Origin of the sequence: Streptomyces djakartensis (genome assembly GCF_014651075.1) — a bacterium.
GTDB lineage: Bacteria > Actinomycetota > Actinomycetes > Streptomycetales > Streptomycetaceae > Streptomyces > Streptomyces djakartensis.
Genome location: NZ_BMWE01000002.1, coordinates 246,023 through 262,268 on the forward strand (window position 1 = coordinate 246,023; position 16,246 = coordinate 262,268).

The following is a 16,246-nucleotide window of genomic DNA, read 5'->3' on the forward strand; positions in this document are numbered from 1 at the left end:
CGGAAGACGCCCCGGGACCCGTCCCCGGTCGATCGGCGAGAAAGCGCCTCCCAGAAAGACAGTCAGTCGCCTTCGCGTGTATCGCATTTCGGCGATGGTCCGTCCTGGTGATCAAGCACTCCGCACACGGGCCGCCCGATCGGCCATCGCCGCAGGTCACGCCCCGTCAGAAATTCCACCGGGGCGGCGACTCGGATGGCGCACCTCGACTCGCCACGGCACGGCCGGACTTCGGGGCGGCCACCCGTTCGCTCCTGTCCCGTCGCCGCTGTCGCGCGCCGGACTTAGCGTTCTGGTATGCGCGAGTGACACGGCGACGGCCGCGTCGAGAGGGGATGGCGAATGTCTGCGTCCGAGCTGGCCGAGGCGGAGGAGGCGCGGCAGAGGAAGCGTGTCCCGTGGGGCGTGATAGCGCTTGTTCTGCTGACCGGTCTCGCGCTCATTCGGAATGGTTCGGGAGAGTTCGACCAGGGCCCGCCGCAGCCGGCGACGGCGGCCGCGGCGGACAGCCGCGTGCCCGGCGGCGGCTTCGCCGGGGCCGTCCGGCCCGTGGCCTACGCGCCCCCGGCCCGGATCAGGATCCCGGCGATCCAGGTCGACGCTCCGATCATCCCCGTGGGCCTGGACGGGGACGGCTGGGTCGGCGCGCCGCCGCCGGAGGACCCGAACCTGGCGGGCTGGTTCACCGGTGCCGTCACTCCCGGAGAGAAGGGCACCGCGGTCGTCGTCGGCCATGTCGACAACCAGCTGGGGCCGGCCGTGTTCTACGCGCTCGGCGCCCTGCGGAAGGGCAGCCGCGTCGAGGTCGACCGGCAGGACGGGAAGACCGTCGTGTTCGAGATCTACGGCGTCGAGGTCTTCGAGAAGGACAACTTCCCCGGCGACCGTGTCTACGGTTCCAAGGGGTCGGCGGAACTGCGGGTCATCACCTGCGGTGGCGGTTTCTCCGAGCAGGACGGCTACGCGGGCAACGTCGTGACCTTCGCCCGTCTGGTCGAGGTGCGCTGAGCGTCCTCGTCCGGGCGGGCGAAGGCCCGTCGTCACTCACCTCTTACGCGTAGTGCCGCCGGGGCACCGTGACGTGGTAGCCGGAGTCGAGCAGTTCGGGCAGATAGCGCCGCAGGGCGCGCACGCTCTGCGAGCGGTTGCCCCCGGCGTCGTGCGAGAGCACCACGACGCCGGGGGCGGCGCCGTCCTCCACGCGTTCGACGATGGAACGGGCGCCGGGGCTGGTCCAGTCGAGGGTGTCGACGGTCCAGGCGAGCGGTTCCATGCCGAGTTCGGCGCCGATCTGGAACGCGGCGCGGTTCCAGGCGCCGTAGGGGGCGCGGAACCACTCGGGGCGCTCGCCGTAGGCGTCCTCGATGACCTCGCAGGTGCGTGCCATCTCGGAGCGGATCTGACGGCGGGTGAGGCGGGTGAGCAGCGGGTGGGACCAGGTGTGGTTCCCCACGATGTGGCCCTCGTCGGCCATCCGGGCCAGCAGTTCCCTGTTGTCGGCGGCCATCCCGCCGCATACGAAGAACATCGCGCGTACGTCGTACCTGGCCAGCGTGTCCAGGATGGCCGGGGTCCAGCGCGGGTCGGGTCCGTCGTCGAAGGTCAGCACCATCGCGCGGCCGCGCCCGGAGACCCGCAGCAGCGGTTCGCGGCGGACCAGGGTCCGGCGGGGCGCGGCTTGCGGCGGGCCGTACCCGGTCAGGGGCTGAAGCCGGTACGCGGAGGAGTTGAGCGGACGGCGGGCCTGCGGGCCCGCGGTCGTGACGGACCCGGCGGGGCCGTCTTCGGTGGCCACCGTGAGCACACCGGCCGTGGCGGCCGCCCCCACGGCGCCGGCTCCGGCGATCAGGACGCGGCGCCGGGTGAGCAACTGATCCTTCTTCATGACTCATCAGTCGCCCGGCGGAGGGCCGACGCACCTGAGCGACACCGGTGCGGCGGCACCTTTTCACCCGGCCGGCCCAGGCGAACGGGTCAACGGCGGCGCGCCAGGGGGAACGGCAGTTGCCGCCCCATTCGCAGTCGAGGGCGAAACCGAAGAGGGGGTCGGCGGGCTCGGTCCCGTCCCCTCCGGCGAGGCCGAGCGCCGCCGTTGACGGCGGCCCCTCCGAGACGGCGGGGCCGCTGTCCGCCTCTCGGGTGCCCGTTTCCCCGCGACTTGCGCATGCTCACACGACGGCTTCTGGGGTGGGGTTCCCGTTCACCGGCCGGGCGCGGGGCCGTTGCTGAGGGGGTCCGGCAGGCGTTGCCTCGCCCGGCGCCGGAGCTCGTCCCGGCCGGTCACGGCGCGTCAGTCCGGGCGAGTGGGGGCCTCCCGCCGCGCAGCCGGACCTGCGGCTTCCGATAGCCTCGCAGCGTGACGGAACATCACGCCCATCGGTTCGAACGCGGCACGGACGGCCCGAAGGTGATCGTGGCCGGAGTGGACGGCTCCGAATCCTCCCTGCGGGCCGCGGCCTACGCCGCCGGCCTGGCGCGGCGGCAGCACGCACTGCTCGCCGTGGTGTACGTGCAGCCGGTCCTGGCGGCGGGCGCCGCGTTGGGGGCACCGGTGGCCGACACGACCGACGAGATCGCCGAGGATCTGGTGGCGCAGATCCGGGACGCGGCGCGGCGGCTCAAGGGGATCTTCGAGGTCCGCTGGGAGTTCCACACGTTCCGCGGCGACCCGTACAACGGCCTGGTGAAGGCGGCCGACGAGTTGAAGGCGGACGCGGTGGTCGTGGGTGCCTCGGAACAGGCCGGGCACCGGATCGTCGGTTCGGTGGCGGTGCGCCTGGTGAAGGCGGGGCGGTGGCCGGTGACGGTGGTGCCGTAGGAGGACCCGGGACTACTCCCCCATCACCAGGCCGTGGCCGGCCGCGCCCCGGCTGAGGACGACGTCGCGGATGCGGTCGCGGACGGCCTGGACCTCGGCCCCCTGGGCGATCGCCCGGTTGAGGTTCACGACCCGGCCGGCGTCGACGTCGAACAGCTGGGGGACGAACTCGGCCTTCGTGACCTCCCAGCGGCCGCCCGGCCGGGCGGGCGGGGCGAAGGTGAAACGGCCGAGGGTGGACTGGTTGCCGCGCGGGTCCTTGAGACCTTGGTGGTTGGTCATCTCGCCGGCGATCTGATCGCCCATCCCGTAGATCACCCACGTGCCGTTGACCTTCTCGTAGGCCTGCGGGACGTGTGCGTGGGTGCCGAGAATCAGGTCGATGTCGGGGCGTCCCCGGGTGCGCGCGGCGGTGAGGCTCCGGGCCAGGGTCAGCTGCCGCTCGTCGGGGGTGTCCTGCCACTCAGTTCCCCAGTGCAGCGAGACCACCACCACGTCGGCGCCCGCCCGGCGCGCGGCACGGGCGTCCGCGAGCACCTTGGCCTCGTCAAGGAGATCGACGGCCCAGGGCTGCCCCGGCGGGGGCGGGAAGCCGTTGGTGTCGTAGGTGTAGGCGAGGTGCGCGATCCTGGCCGGGCCGGCGTGGAGCAGCGTGACGGCGTTGGCCTCCTCCTCGGTGCGGGCCGAGCCGGCGTGCCGTACCCCCGCGCGGTCGAGGGCGTCCAGGGTGCGGCGGATGCCGTCGGCGCCGTCGTCGAGGCTGTGGTTGGAGGCGGTGGAGCAGCCGTCGTAGCCGGTGGCGGCGAGGGCGTCGGCCACCTCGGGCGGGGACTTGAAGGTGGGGTAGCCGGTGTAGACGCCGTCCGCGCCGTAGACGGTCTCCATGTGGCACAGGGCCACGTCGGCGCCGGAGACGACCGAGCGGGCCCCCGCGAGCATCGGCCGGAAGTCGTAGCCGGTGCCGCCGGCGTCGAAGCGGGCCCGGTCGGTGATCGAGCTGTGCGGGATGACGTCGCCGGAGGCGACCAGCGTGAAGCCGCGGGGTCCGGCCGCGGGCGGTGCCTTGCGTCCGGGCCCCGGTGGTTCGTGGCCACGGGCCTGGCAGGCGGCACCCGCGGTGAGGAGGACGGCCAGGGCCAGGGCCACCTGCCGACTGCGCGTGATCATCCATTCACCCCACTGTGGGCATTGTGGTCGTATTTACGCACAAACAGGAAAGAAGGCCCGCGCCGCCTCACGCGGCTCCGACACGCCCACCGGCCCCTCCGGCACCCGCATGGCCGGGCGGGTTGACCGTTCGTCGAACCGTTCGTCGACGCGATCGACCGTCCGTCGCACAGCGGGGTACGTGCCCTGTGCCCTGGCGGCGCCCTGCGGTGGCATACGGCCATGACGGCCGGATCCACTCTCACCGACCAAACGACCGCCGAGCACGAGCTCGCCGCACTGCAGCGGGAGCACGGCCGGCCCCTCTTCGCGCTCCTGCTCCGGCTCTGCGACGGCGACCGGCAGCGCGCGGAGGACCTGGTACAGGAGACTCTCGTGCGCGCCTGGCAGCACCCCGAGGCACTGCACGCCGACGACTTCGAGTCCGTACGGCCCTGGCTGATGACCGTCGGACGGCGGCTCGCGATCGACGCCCGGCGCGCCCGGCAGGCCCGCCCGCCCGAGGTCAGCGACGCCGTGCTGGAGAACGCGCGGGTCATCTCCGACCACGCCGAGCGGGCCGCGGCGATGCTCGATGTCCGCCAGGCTGTGAAGACACTCACTCCCGAGCACCGTGAAGTCCTGGTGCTCGTGTACTTCCAGGGGGCGAGTGTGGCGGAAGCCGCGGCGACCCTCGGGATCCCGCCCGGTACCGTGAAGTCCCGCGCGTACTACGCGCTGCGCGCCCTGCGCCGGGTGCTGCCGGGTTACGCCGCCGACCTGCGGTGAAACCGAAGGGCGGGTCAAGCCTCCGTAAAGCGCCTTGCCGAGGACCCCGGTTGAGTAATCGGCTGTTCCCATCCGTGTTCCGGATAGGGCCGTCGGCGCCCCGGGGCCCGGTGTCGACGCGCACGTACCGGAGGAAGGCAGGAAGGGATGCAGCACAGAGGTCACGAGAGCACGGACGGCGGCGGCAGTGAACTGACCGTCCCCATGGCATGGTTGTACGCCGAGTACATCGCCGACGAACTGCTGCGGACCGGCGATCTCATGCCGCCGACGTCCTTCGAGTTCCGTGCCGGGCGTGACGCCCTGGCGCTGACCATCTTCCTCTCCGACACGGAAGGGGAGCTGTCCGGCATCAGGGTGGTCACACAGCTGGAGACCTGGCTGTCACTGACCGCGTACGACCAGCCGTGGCACGAGTGGGTGCGCGACCGGCTGGCCGAGCTCACGGCCGAGGCCGCCGGGTCGGGCCTGCCCGACCCGGACCTGGAGCTGGCCGAGGAGGCGTGGCGCTGGCTCCAGGAGACGGAGCTGCTCGCACCCGATCTGAACGCGGTGCCCGGCGGTGCTCCGGTGGCCGGCGAGGACGAGGGACCGAAGGTCTGGACGCCCGCCTGGCAGCTCGGACTGCCGCTGGGACACCTCGCGATCCATCTTTTTTAGATTTCCGCGCCCCGGGACCAATCCGCGGGCCGGACCGCTCCGAATCCTTAGGTTGCGATTCTGTCACCGGCTTGAGTGATTCCGCGGCCTGGTCCGTACCGGTGGGAGCAAGGAGTAACCCCACCCGCACCCAACGGCACGAGGATTCGGCATGAGGTCCCTGGAAAGGCATCGCGACGTCGGCGCCTACGCGCTCGGCGTGCTGGACGAGGCGGAGGCCTTCCGCTTCGAGGACCACCTCATGGAGTGCCCTCGGTGCGCTGCAGAGGTGACGGAATTCGGCGCCACGACACGGCAGTTGATGCTGTACCGGCGGGCGACACCACGGTTCGTGCACCCGATGGCGCAGCCCGGGCAGCGCATGCTGGACCGGCTGCTGACCGAGGTGGCGGCCCGGCGCCGGGCCGGACGCAGACGACTGGTGTTCGCCATGGCGGCGTCGGTGGTGCTCGCGGTGTCCGTGCCCGGGGTCGCGATGATGGCCGAGGGCAGCGGCGAGGAGACCGTGCAGATCGCGGCGACCGACGCGCGGACCGGGGTGTGGGCGCAGGTCACCACGGAGGACGAGGCCTCCGGCAGCCGGGTCGAGCTGAAGGTGAAGGACTCCGCCGGCCCCCGCGCCTGCCATCTGGTCATCGTCGGCCGCGACGGCACCGAGGAGACCGCCACGAGCTGGCACGGCACGGGTCACGACGCCCAGCCCCACACGATGATGGCGAGTTCCTCCAAGCACTCCGACGAGATCGTCCGCTACGAGATCCGCACCTCGAGCGGCGAGAGCCTGGTGCGGCTGGAACCGCCGCGCTAGGCCGTGCCGAGCGGTGGACGTGCGGTCGATGATCCTCCTCTCCGAGGAGGAAGCGGCCGCCGAGCGCGTGGCGGAACTGACCGGCTATGTGCGTGAGGAACTTCTGGACACCGGGGCCGCCCAGGCGGCAGCGGTGGCCAGCGCGGAACGGTCCGGGAGACGGGCGGCAACCTCGAGGACACCACGGAACGCCACTCCCGGCGGGCGGCGGGCGGCACACGGATCCTGCAGCGCACACCGGTGACTACTTCAGAAGCCGGGACATCCTGCGGTCCGCCAGCGGCTTGCCGCCCGTCTGGCAGGTCGGGCAGTACTGGAGCGAGGAGTCACTGAAGGAGACCTCGCGGATGGTGTCGCCGCACACCGGGCACGGTTCACCGGCGCGGCCGTGCACGCGCAGGCCGCTCTTCTTCTCGGCCTTGAGCCGTCCGGCCGCCACGCCCCGGGAGCGTTCGACCGCCTCGGTGAGGGTGTCGCGCAGGGCCGCGTACAGCCGTGCCGTCTCCTCGTCGCTCAGGGACGCGGCGAGTTTGAACGGCGACATCCTCGCCGCGTGCAGGATCTCGTCACTGTAGGCGTTGCCCACGCCCGCGATCAGGCTCTGGTCGCGCAACGCGCCCTTGAGCTGCCGCCGTTCACCGGCGAGCAGTTCCGCGAGCCGCCGCTCGCCGAAGTCGTCGGCGAGCGGGTCCGGGCCGAGCCGGGCGATGCCCGGAACGTCCTGCGGGTCCCCCACGACGTACACCGCGAGCCGCTTCTGGGTGCCCGCCTCGGTCAGGTCGAAGCCGGCACCGGTCTCCAGGGCCACGCGCAGCGCGAGGGGGCCCTTGCCGGGGCGGGGCGGGCCGTCCGGGAGGCGGTCCTTCCACTGCAGCCAGCCCGCGCGGGCCAGGTGGGTCACCAGGTGCGGGCCGTCCGCGGTGGCGATGCCGAGGAACTTGCCGTACCGGCGGACGGCGGCGACCTCGTGCCCCTCGACGGCGGACAGGGGCGGGTCGAACGTCTTCAGGACGCTGATCGCGACGGGCAGCACGCGTACGATCTCGTGGCCGACGAGGTGCTCGGTCAGGAAGTCCTTGAGCGCCTCGACCTCGGGCAGTTCCGGCATAGGTCCAGAGTGCCACGCGGGGTCACGGGGAGCCCGGAACCACGAACTCGCACCACACGGCCTTGCCGCCGCCCCGGGCCTCCACGCCCCACACGTCGGTGAGCAGCTCGACCAGCAGCAGCCCCCGCCCGGAGACGCCCGACTCGCCCGCCTCGCGGCGGCGTGGCAGGGCGCTGGACGTGTCCTCGACCTCGACGCGCAGCCGGCGCTCGGAGCCGGTGAGGGCCCGCAGGGTGACGATCGCGGAGCCCTCGGTGTGCATCAGGGCGTTGGTGATCAGCTCGTCGGCGACCAGTTCGATCTCGTCGGCGCGGTCCCGGGCGCCCCAGGCGCCGACCGCCGTGCGGATCATGTGCCGGGCGTCGGCCAGGGCGGCCGGGTCGCCGGGGGACACGAGCCACTGGAGCCGGCGACCGGGGTGCGGTCCGTCCAGGTCGCGCCGGCGCAGCAGGAGCAGCGCCACGTCGTCGCCGCCGCCTCGCTCGGCGGCCACGTCGATGAGCCGGTCGGCGAGGTCCCTCACGTCGTCGGGGCCGGTGGCGACGAGCGCGGTGAGGGTGCGCATGCCGTCGTCGAGGTCGGCGCCCGGCTGCTCCACCAGTCCGTCGGTGCACAGCAGCAGGGTGTCGCCGGGATCGAGCTCGATGGTGGCCACCGGATAGTCGAGGCGGCTGAACTCGGCGGACAGGCCGAGCGGCAGCCCGCCCGGGACGGTGACCCGGCGGCAGGAGCCGTCGGTGTGGCGCACCAGCGGGTCGATGTGCCCGGCCCGGACCATCTGCAGGACGCCGGTGGTCAGGTCGGCCTGTGCGTAGAGGCAGGTGGCGGAGCGGTCGGTGTCGAGTTCGTGCAGGAACACGGAGGCGCGGGCCATGACGGTGGCCGGGGGGTGCCCCTCGGCGGCGTAGGCGCGCAGCACGATGCGCAGCTGGCCCATGACGGCGGCGGCGTGCGTGTCGTGGCCCTGGACGTCGCCGATGACGGCGCCGACCCGGCCTCCCGGCAGCGGGATCAGGTCGTACCAGTCGCCGCCGATGTCCCGTCCGAGGGAGCCGCCGATGGTGGCGGCCCGGTAGCGGACGGCGATGTCGGCGCCGGGCACGCTGGGGATGGTGCGGGGCAGCATGGCCTGCTGGAGGCCCTGGGCGAGGTCCATCTCCTGTTCGTAGAACATGGCCCGCTGCAGGCTCTGCGCGATGCTGCTGCCGAGGGCGACGAGGATGTCGCGCTCCTCGGAGGTGAAGCCGCGCCGGTCGCTGTAGAGCAGACCCATCGCGCCGATGGGCCGGGCCTGGACGATGAGCGGCAGATAGGCGGCCGACGTGATCTTCAGGCCGGTGAGGTGGGGCCACAGGGCCGGGTAGCGCTCGGCGAACTCCTCCGGCGACTCGATGAAGCGGGGCCCGAGGGTGCGTACCGCCTCGCTCATCGGGTAGGGCTCGTCGATCCGGGTGACCCGGGTGCCGGGCACGAAACTGCCCGCGGGCCCTTCGGCGACCAGCCTGATACGGCCGGCCTCGATCAGGCCCACGACGAGGCTGGTGGCGCCCAGGTGGGTCACGCCGTGGGTGTCCTTGAGGACGTCGATGACGTCCTGGACGGTGCGGGCGTGGGCGAGGGCGGCCGTGGTGAGTTCGACGACGCTGGTCCGCTGCCGGCGGGCCTCTCCCTGGGCGGTCCGGTCGAGGCGGGCGTCGCTCTCGCCGAGCTCCTGGGTGGCGTCCCGGACGATGCCGATGATGCGGCGGGGCCGTCCGGTGTCGTCGCGCCGGATGTAGCCCTGGGTGTGGGTCCAGCGCAGGGTGCCGTCGCGGCGGCGGAGGCGGAAGTAGGCGCCGTAGTTCTCGCTGCCGTCCTTCAGGGCCTGCGAGACCGCCGTGTCCAGGCGCCGGGCCTCGTCGGGCGGGACGCGTTCGGACAGGGTTTCGGGGCGGTCGTCGTACTCTTCGGGGAGCACGTCGAGGATCTCGTGGGCCTGGGCGTCCATGTGCATCAGGCCGGTGTCCAGGTCCCAGTCGAAGCTGCCCATCCGGTTGAGCGCGAGGACCGGGTCCGGGTGGGCGGGCCAGTCGTCCGGGAGTGACAGGGCGCTCGCTCCCCGATCAGCCATGTCCCACCTTGCCAGGGTTCGTCCGATTCTTCGACCGGTCTCGTCGAGTCTACGGGCCGCTCGGCGGGTCCGGCGCCCTCTGGTTGGCAAGACGCCCGTAGGGCCGCGGAGGATGCCCGTGTCCGCTTCACTCGCTCGGCGTACGCGACCAGTGGGGTGGTACACGGAGCGTGACACTGGGCTCCGGCGCCGCATCGGGAGGAGTGCTCGGCCGTGGACTGGTTCACCGTATCCGACTACTGGCTGACCCGGCTGGTCTTCCAGCGGGCGCTGGCCGCCGTGTACCTGGTCGCGTTTCTGACGGCGGCGCTCCAGTTCCGTGCGCTGATCGGGCGGCGCGGCATGCTTCCGGTGCCGCGTTTCACCGAGCGGGTGCCGTTCAGGCGGGCGCCGAGTCTGTTCCAGCTGCACTACTCGGACCGCTTCTTCGCGGTCTGCGCCTGGTCGGGCTGCGCGGTGTCGGCGGCGCTGCTGGCGGGGGCGGACTCGCTGCTGCCCCTGTGGGCGGGCATGCTGCTGTGGCTGGTGCCGTGGGCGCTGTACCTGTCGGTCGTCAACGTCGGCCAGACCTGGTACTCGTTCGGCTGGGAGTCGCTGTTGCTGGAGGCCGGCTTCCTCGCCGTGTTCCTCGGCAACGACGAGGTGGCGCCGCCGGTCGTCGTGCTGTTCCTGCTGCGGTGGGTCCTGTTCCGCGTGGAGTTCGGCGCGGGACTGATCAAGATGCGCGGCGACGAGTGCTGGCGGAAGCTGACGTGTCTGGACCATCATCACGAGACCCAGCCGATGCCGGGGCCGCTGAGCTGGTTCTTCCACCATCTGCCCAGGCCCCTGCACCGTGTCGAGGTGGCCGCGAACCACTTCACCCAACTCGTGGTGCCTTTCCTGCTGTTCACCCCGCAACCGGTCGCGACGGCCGCGGCCGCGCTGATGATCGTGACCCAGCTGTGGCTGGTGCTGTCGGGCAACTTCGCCTGGCTGAACTGGATCACGATCGTGCTGGCGCTGTCGGCGGTGCGGTTCCCGGCCGATCCGCCAAAGGTCCCGCACGCGCCGCTGTGGTACGTGGTCGTGGTGCTGGCGGTGGCCGCGCTGCTGCTGGGGCTCAGCTACCAGCCGGTGCGCAACATGCTGTCCCGCCGCCAGGTGATGAACCGCTCCTTCGACCCGTTGCATCTGGTCAACACCTACGGGGCGTTCGGCAGCGTGAGCCGGGTCCGGTACGAGGTGGTGGTCGAGGGCACCGCGGACGACGTGCCGCGCGAGGAGTCCGACTGGCGGGAGTACGAGTTCCGGGGCAAGCCGGGGGATCCGCGGCACTGGCCGCGCCAGTTCGCTCCGTACCATCTGCGGCTCGACTGGCTGATGTGGTTCGCGGCCCTCTCCCCCGCGTACGCCGGGTCCTGGTTCGGGACGCTGGTGGAGCGGCTGCTGGAGAACGACCGGGACACCCTGAAACTGCTGCGCCGCTCGCCGTTCCCGCCGGACGAGCCCCCGCGGTACGTGCGCGCCCGCCTGTTCCGCTATCGCTACACGACCTGGCGCGAGCTGCGGGAGACGGGCGCGTGCTGGGAGCGGACGTTCGTACGGGAGTACCTGCCGCCGACGCGCCTGGCGGTGGGCGCTCAGAGGCCGTAGACGCGGGTCGCGGTGGTGCTGAGGATGCGCTCGTGCTCGTGCGGGGAGGTCAGGTCGCGGGTGAGGTCGAGGGTCTCTCCGTAGGAGGCCGCGAGCGTGCACACCGGCCAGTCGGAGCCGTACATCAGGCGTCCGGGTCCGAAGGCCTCCAGCGCGACCTCGGCGTAGGGGCGCAGGTCCGCCGGGGTCCAGGAGGCGTGATCGGCCTCGGTGACCAGGCCGGACAGCTTGCCGACCGTGTTGGGCAGGGCGGCGAGGGCGCGCAGGTCCGACGCCCAGGGTTCCAGATCCCCGGAGGCGACGGGCGGTTTGCCCAGGTGGTCGAGGACGAAGGTGAGGCCGGGCAGGGACGCGGCGGCCCGGACGCAGGCCGGGAGCTGCTGGGGCCGCACGACCAGGTCGTAGACCAGCCCGGCGTCGGCTACGGCGGTCAGTCCACGGCGCACGTCCGGGCGGAGCAGCCACTCGGGGTCGGGCTCGCCCTGGACCTGGTGGCGGATTCCCTTGAGGTACTGCCCGCCGGGGAGTTCCCGCAGCCGGGCCAGTTCGTCGGCGACGCCTGGGCGGGTGAGGTCGGTCCAGCCGACGACGCCCGCGACCAGGTCGTGCGTGCCGGCCAGGGCCAGGAACTCCGGGGTCTCCTCGGCGACGGTGACCGTCTGGACGACGACCGTGCGGGCGACTCCGGCGGCTCTCGCCTCAAGTTCGAGGTCCGCGATGCCGAAGTCGCGGCGCAGCGGCTCCAGTTCGGGACCGGTGATCCAGTCCTGGTCCCGTACGGACAGGTCCCACACATGGTGGTGGGCGTCTACCACGGTCATGACGGCAGCTCCCAGACGACGGGCAGTCCGGCGTCCGCGCCCCGGCCGGAGTAGTCGTGCACGACGTCCAGCAGTTCCGCCATGCGGGCCTGCCAGGCGACGTTGACCGGCAGCTTCTCCAGTTCGGCGAGGAGCCGGGCGTAGTCCTCGCACTCCAGGACGTGGAACAGGTCGGTGCCGCTGCGCCAGATCGTCCATGAGGTGGCCCCGGCGGCGCGGATGGCGTCGGTGAGTTCCCCGGGGACCTCGCGGTGGGCGGCCTCGTAGTCGGTGACGCGGTCGGCGCGGACCTTGGTGTGCAGGGCGATTCTCATGACGGCTCCTCGGACGCCGCTTCGGCGGGGACGGGGGCGTCGGCGGGCAGCAGGTTCTTCTCGCGCAGCTCCTGCCAGAACGCGTCGGGCACCCGGGCGGCGAACTGGTGGGCGCAGTCGCGGACCTCGTGGGCCGAGCGGGCGCCGACCAGGACGCTCGCGACGGCGGGGTGGGCCGCGCAGAAGGCCAGGGCGGCGGCGCGCAGCGTGGTGCCGTGGCGGTGGGCGATGGACTTCAGGCGCAGGGCCCGCTCGACCAGCTCGGAGGGCGCGGCGGTGTAGTCGTACCTGGCGCCGGGTTTCGGGTCGGCCAGCAGTCCGGAGTTGAAGGCGCCGCCGATGACGACGGACGCGCCGCGCTCGTGGGCTGCGGGCAGCAGCGCGGTGAGGGCGCTCTGGTCGAGGAGGGTGTAGCGGCCGGCGCACAGCACCACGTCGACGTCGGTGTCGCGGACGAAGCGGGTGAGCATCTCCGCCTGGTTCATCCCGGCGCCGATCGCGCCGACCACGCCCTCCGAGCGCAGCTTCTCCAGCGCCGGGTAGCCCTCGCGGAAGGCCTGTTCGGCGTGTTGGTCCGGGTCGTGGAGGTAGACCACGTCGACGCGGTCGAGGCCGAGCCGTTCGAGGCTGGCCTCCAGGGTGCGCCGTACGCCGTCGGCGCTGAAGTCCCACACGCGGCGGCTCGTGGCGGGCACGGCGAAGCCGCCTGCGAGGTCGTCCCCGTCGCCGTCCGAGGGCTCCAGCCGTCGGCCCACCTTGGTGGAGACGGTGTACTGGTCGCGGGGGTGCTCGCGCAGGGCGGCGCCGAGGCGGCGTTCGGAGAGTCCGAGGCCATAGTGCGGGGCGGTGTCGAAGTAGCGCACGCCTCGCTGCCACGCCGCCTCCACGGCGTCGTGGGCCTGGGCCTCGCCGACCTCGGTGTACAGGTTGCCGATCGCGGCCGCTCCGAAGGACAGGGCGCTGACCTGGACGCCGCTGTTGCCGAGGCGGTTCACCGGGCCACCGGGCGCAGCCGCAGGCCCTGCATACCGCCGTCGACGGCGAGTGAGGTGCCCGTGGTGGCGCCGGACAGAGGGCTCGCCAGGTAGGCGATGGCGCCCGCGACCTCGGCGGCGCCGACCAGCCGCCCGGTGGGCTGGCGGGCCTCCAGGGCGGCGCGTTCGGCGGCCGGGTCGGGTGCCGCGTCGAGAAGGCGGCCGATCCAGGGGGTGTCGACCGTGCCCGGGTTGACGCAGTTGACGCGGATGCCCTCGCGGACGTGGTCGGCCGCCATGGCGAGGGTGAGGGAGTACACGGCGCCCTTGGTGGCGCTGTACAGGGCGCGCTGCGGCAGGCCCGCGGTGGCGGCGATGGAGCAGGTGTTGACGATGGCCGCCCGTGCGGAGGCGCGCAGGTGGGGCAGGCAGGCGCGGGTGGTGCGGACCATGCCGACGACGTTGACGTCCCAGACGCGGTGCCAGTCGTCGTCGGGGTTGTCCTCGACGGTGCCCTGGGCGCCGATGCCCGCGTTGTTGACCAGGACGTCGAGCCCGCCGAGGCCGGCGACGGCGGCTGCCACGGCCCGGCGCACGGACCCGTCGTCGGTGACGTCCGCACGGAAGGCGAGCAGCGGCTCGCCCACGGGCGACGGGTCGAGGTCGAGGACGGCTACCTGGGCGCCGCGCTCAGCCAGGAGGGCGGCGGTGGCCCGGCCGATGCCGGAGGCGCCGCCCGTCACCAGGGCTCTGATGCCCTCGAAGTCACTCATGCGGCCTGTCCCTTCTTCCGCTCGTCGAGGTCGGCGGCCCAGAACTGGCCGCCCGGGTAGGCGTAGCGCGCCAGTGACTCGGGCCGCATGGCGGCCGAGAAGCCCGGCGCGGTGGGTGCCGTGTAGTGACCTTCGCGGATGACCACCGGGTCGAGGAAGTGGTCGTGCAGGTGATCGACGTACTCGAGGACCCGGTCCTCGGTGGTTCCCGACAGGGCCACGTAGTCGAACATCGACAGGTGCTGGACGAGTTCGCACAGACCGACGCCGCCCGCGTGCGGGCAGACCGGCACGCCGGACTTGGCCGCGAGCAGCAGGACGGCCAGGTTCTCGGGGACGCCGCCGACGCGGGCCGCGTCGATCTGGACGACGTCGAGCGCACCGGCCTGGAGGAGCTGTTTGAACACGATCCGGTTGTGCACGTGTTCGCCGGTGGCGACCTTGACGGGGGCGACGGCCCGGCGGATCGCCGCGTGCCCGAGGATGTCGTCGGGGCTGGTCGGTTCCTCGATCCAGTACGGGTCGAACTCGGCGAGGGCCTTGGTCCAGCGGATCGCCTCACCGACGTCCCAGCGCTGGTTGGCGTCGATGGCCATGCGGATGTCCGGGCCGATGACCGAACGGGCCACGCGGCAGCGGCGGATGTCGTCGTCGAGGTCGGCGCCGACCTTGAGCTTGATCTGCCGGAAGCCGTCGGCGACCGCCTCGGCCGCGAGCCGGGTGAGCTTGTCGTCGCCGTAGCCGAGCCAGCCGGGCGAGGTGGTGTAGGCGGGGTATCCGCGCTCCAGGAGCCGGGCCGTGCGTTCCCCGGAGCCCTGTCTGCCGCGGCGCAGGAGGGTCAGGGCCTCCTCGGGGGTGAGGGCGTCGGTGAGGTAGCGGAAGTCGATCTGGCGCACCAGCCACTCGGGGTCGGCCTCGGCGAGCAGTCGCCACAGCGGCAGTCCGGCGCGTTTGGCGGCCAGGTCCCAGGCGGCGTTGACGACGGCGCCGATGGCCATGTGCATCACGCCCTTCTCGGGCCCGAGCCAGCGCAGTTGGCTGTCGCCGATCAGGTCACGGTTCAGGGTGGAGGGGTCGGCGCACAGGTCGTCGACGGAGCGGCCGAGCAGATGTCCGCGCAGCGCGTCGATCGCGGCGACCTGCACCTCGTTTCCCCGCCCGATGGTGAAGGCGAATCCGTGCCCCTCGTGTCCGTCGGCCGCGTCGGTGCGCAGGACGACGTAGGCCGCCGAGTAGTCGGGGTCCGGGTTCATCGCGTCGGAGCCGTCGAGCTCGCGCGAGGTGGGGAAGCGGATGTCGTGGGTGTCGACCGCGGTGATGCGGGCGGGCGTCGGGGACACGGAAGGCCTTTCGGTTCGGTTGCGGCGGCGGGGCGTCAGTCCTGTGCGCGGCCGGTGGCGGCCCGAGCTACCGGTCTTCCAGCGGATCCCCGCATACTTATCAGACCAATGGCGCCACCGAACACCCTGCTGCCTCACATTTCCGCTTTTTTGCTCCGGGGTGGTCCGACCACTGTGCTGGTTAGACTGCGCCGGAACGCCTGATCGGAGGAATGGCGTGGACGACGAGACAGCCCCGCAGAAGGGCACCGTGACGCAGCGCGCCATCGAGCGGATCAAGGCGATGATCGCCGAGGGCGGCCTGGAGCCGGGCCAGCGGCTGCCGACCGAACGGGACCTGGCCGCTCAGCTCGGCATCTCCCGCAGTTCGATGCGGGAGGGGATCCGCGCGCTCACGGTGATGGGCGTGCTGGAGGCCCGGCACGGGTCGGGCATCTACGTGTCACGGCTGGAGGCCGGCGACCTGCTGGAGACGTTCGGCGTCGTGGCGGATCTGTCGCGCGGTCCGCGCCTGGTGGAGCTGCTGGAGGTACGGCGGATCCTGGAGTCGACGGCGACGGCGCTGGCCGCCGCCCGGATCACGGTGGACCAGCTGGCCGAGGTCGAGAGGCACCTGGCGGCGATGAACGCCACGGACGATCCGGAGGAGATCCTCGCCCACGACCTGGCCTTCCACCGCGAGATCGCGGCGGCGGCGGGAAACGAGACGATGGCCGCGATCCTGGAGGGCCTGTCGTCGCGGACGTTCCGGGCCCGCGTCTGGCGCGGTTTCCAGGAGGAGGGCGCCTTCGCCCGCACCCGCCGCGAACACGCTGCCATCCACCGCGCCCTGGCCGCCCACGACCCCGAGGCGGCCCGCGCGGCGGCGGCCGCGCACGTGGGCGAGGTGGAGGAGTGGCTGCGCGCCCGGCTCGGGCCCTGAGGCCCGCGCAGCCCGAGCAGTCGTCGGC

General features: G+C 72.5%; 16 protein-coding genes. 7 read left to right on the forward strand and 9 right to left on the reverse strand.

The genetic code is table 11. The annotated features are described in order from the left end of the window. Positions 1-342 precede the first annotated feature (342 nt). On the forward strand, positions 343-1,008 hold the full coding sequence (locus IE212_RS04600; protein WP_190196378.1) for a class F sortase: 666 nt from the start codon (positions 343-345) through the stop codon (positions 1,006-1,008). Positions 1,009-1,051: 43 nt separating this feature from the next. Here IE212_RS04600 and IE212_RS04605 read toward each other — a convergent pair whose 3' ends face one another. After that, complete coding sequence (locus tag IE212_RS04605; RefSeq protein ID WP_190196379.1) at positions 1,052-1,885, reverse strand: polysaccharide deacetylase family protein; 834 nt, start codon at positions 1,883-1,885, stop codon at positions 1,052-1,054. A gap of 471 nt (positions 1,886-2,356) precedes the next feature. Between IE212_RS04605 and IE212_RS04610 the strand changes: the two genes are divergently transcribed. Continuing rightward, entirely contained in the window at positions 2,357-2,818 is a 462-nt protein-coding gene (locus tag IE212_RS04610) for a universal stress protein (protein ID WP_190196380.1), read from the forward strand. A 12-nt stretch (positions 2,819-2,830) separates the two neighbouring features. On the opposite strand, the gene IE212_RS04615 is transcribed toward IE212_RS04610, so the two are convergent. Then, positions 2,831-3,985, reverse strand: coding sequence for a CapA family protein (locus IE212_RS04615; RefSeq protein WP_190196381.1), 1,155 nt, complete (start codon positions 3,983-3,985; stop codon positions 2,831-2,833). Positions 3,986-4,207: 222 nt separating this feature from the next. On the opposite strand from IE212_RS04615, the gene IE212_RS04620 reads away from it, so the two are divergent. The 3 genes from IE212_RS04620 (at position 4,208) to IE212_RS04630 (ending at position 6,221) form a co-directional block, all read left to right on the forward strand. Continuing rightward, complete coding sequence (locus IE212_RS04620) at positions 4,208-4,753, forward strand: sigma-70 family RNA polymerase sigma factor (RefSeq protein ID WP_190196382.1); 546 nt, start codon at positions 4,208-4,210, stop codon at positions 4,751-4,753. Between the two features lie 147 nt (positions 4,754-4,900). Continuing rightward, complete coding sequence (locus IE212_RS04625) at positions 4,901-5,413, forward strand: hypothetical protein (protein WP_190196383.1); 513 nt, start codon at positions 4,901-4,903, stop codon at positions 5,411-5,413. Positions 5,414-5,564: 151 nt separating this feature from the next. After that, on the forward strand, positions 5,565-6,221 hold the full coding sequence (locus tag IE212_RS04630; protein WP_190196384.1) for a zf-HC2 domain-containing protein: 657 nt from the start codon (positions 5,565-5,567) through the stop codon (positions 6,219-6,221). Between the two features lie 244 nt (positions 6,222-6,465). Here the strand turns inward: IE212_RS04630 and IE212_RS04635 are convergent, their stop codons facing one another. After that, positions 6,466-7,329 (reverse strand): Fpg/Nei family DNA glycosylase, encoded by an 864-nt coding sequence (locus tag IE212_RS04635; RefSeq protein ID WP_190196385.1) that lies wholly within the window; start codon positions 7,327-7,329, stop codon positions 6,466-6,468. A gap of 22 nt (positions 7,330-7,351) precedes the next feature. Then, positions 7,352-9,439 (reverse strand): SpoIIE family protein phosphatase, encoded by a 2,088-nt coding sequence (locus tag IE212_RS04640; RefSeq protein ID WP_190196386.1) that lies wholly within the window; start codon positions 9,437-9,439, stop codon positions 7,352-7,354. Between the two features lie 213 nt (positions 9,440-9,652). Between IE212_RS04640 and IE212_RS04645 the strand changes: the two genes are divergently transcribed. Beyond that, a complete protein-coding gene (locus IE212_RS04645) occupies positions 9,653-11,074 on the forward strand; it encodes a lipase maturation factor family protein (RefSeq protein WP_190196387.1) in 1,422 nt (473 codons plus the stop codon). On the opposite strand, the gene IE212_RS04650 is transcribed toward IE212_RS04645, so the two are convergent. Genes IE212_RS04650 through IE212_RS04670 form a run of 5 tightly spaced genes read right to left on the reverse strand, consistent with a single transcriptional unit; the run spans position 11,062 to position 15,296 of the window. After that, on the reverse strand, positions 11,062-11,895 hold the full coding sequence (locus tag IE212_RS04650; RefSeq protein WP_190196388.1) for an amidohydrolase family protein: 834 nt from the start codon (positions 11,893-11,895) through the stop codon (positions 11,062-11,064). The two genes, IE212_RS04645 and IE212_RS04650, sit on opposite strands and share 13 nt — an antisense overlap. Continuing rightward, on the reverse strand, positions 11,892-12,209 hold the full coding sequence (locus tag IE212_RS04655) for an L-rhamnose mutarotase (RefSeq protein ID WP_190196389.1): 318 nt from the start codon (positions 12,207-12,209) through the stop codon (positions 11,892-11,894). Before IE212_RS04655 ends, IE212_RS04650 begins: the two co-directional genes overlap by 4 nt. Further along, entirely contained in the window at positions 12,206-13,204 is a 999-nt protein-coding gene (locus IE212_RS04660; protein WP_190196390.1) for an aldo/keto reductase, read from the reverse strand. Before IE212_RS04660 ends, IE212_RS04655 begins: the two co-directional genes overlap by 4 nt. Then, complete coding sequence (locus IE212_RS04665) at positions 13,201-13,956, reverse strand: SDR family NAD(P)-dependent oxidoreductase (protein ID WP_190196391.1); 756 nt, start codon at positions 13,954-13,956, stop codon at positions 13,201-13,203. Before IE212_RS04665 ends, IE212_RS04660 begins: the two co-directional genes overlap by 4 nt. Then, a complete protein-coding gene (locus IE212_RS04670) occupies positions 13,953-15,296 on the reverse strand; it encodes an L-fuconate dehydratase (protein ID WP_190196392.1) in 1,344 nt (447 codons plus the stop codon). The genes IE212_RS04665 and IE212_RS04670 overlap by 4 nt, the downstream gene beginning before the upstream one ends. Before the next feature lie 217 nt (positions 15,297-15,513). Here IE212_RS04670 and IE212_RS04675 point away from each other — a divergent pair, with 217 nt between their 5' ends. Further along, positions 15,514-16,218 carry a FadR/GntR family transcriptional regulator gene (locus IE212_RS04675; protein ID WP_190196393.1) on the forward strand — a complete coding sequence of 235 codons (705 nt, stop codon included), beginning with the start codon at positions 15,514-15,516 and terminating at the stop codon, positions 16,216-16,218. Positions 16,219-16,246: the final 28 nt, after the last annotated feature.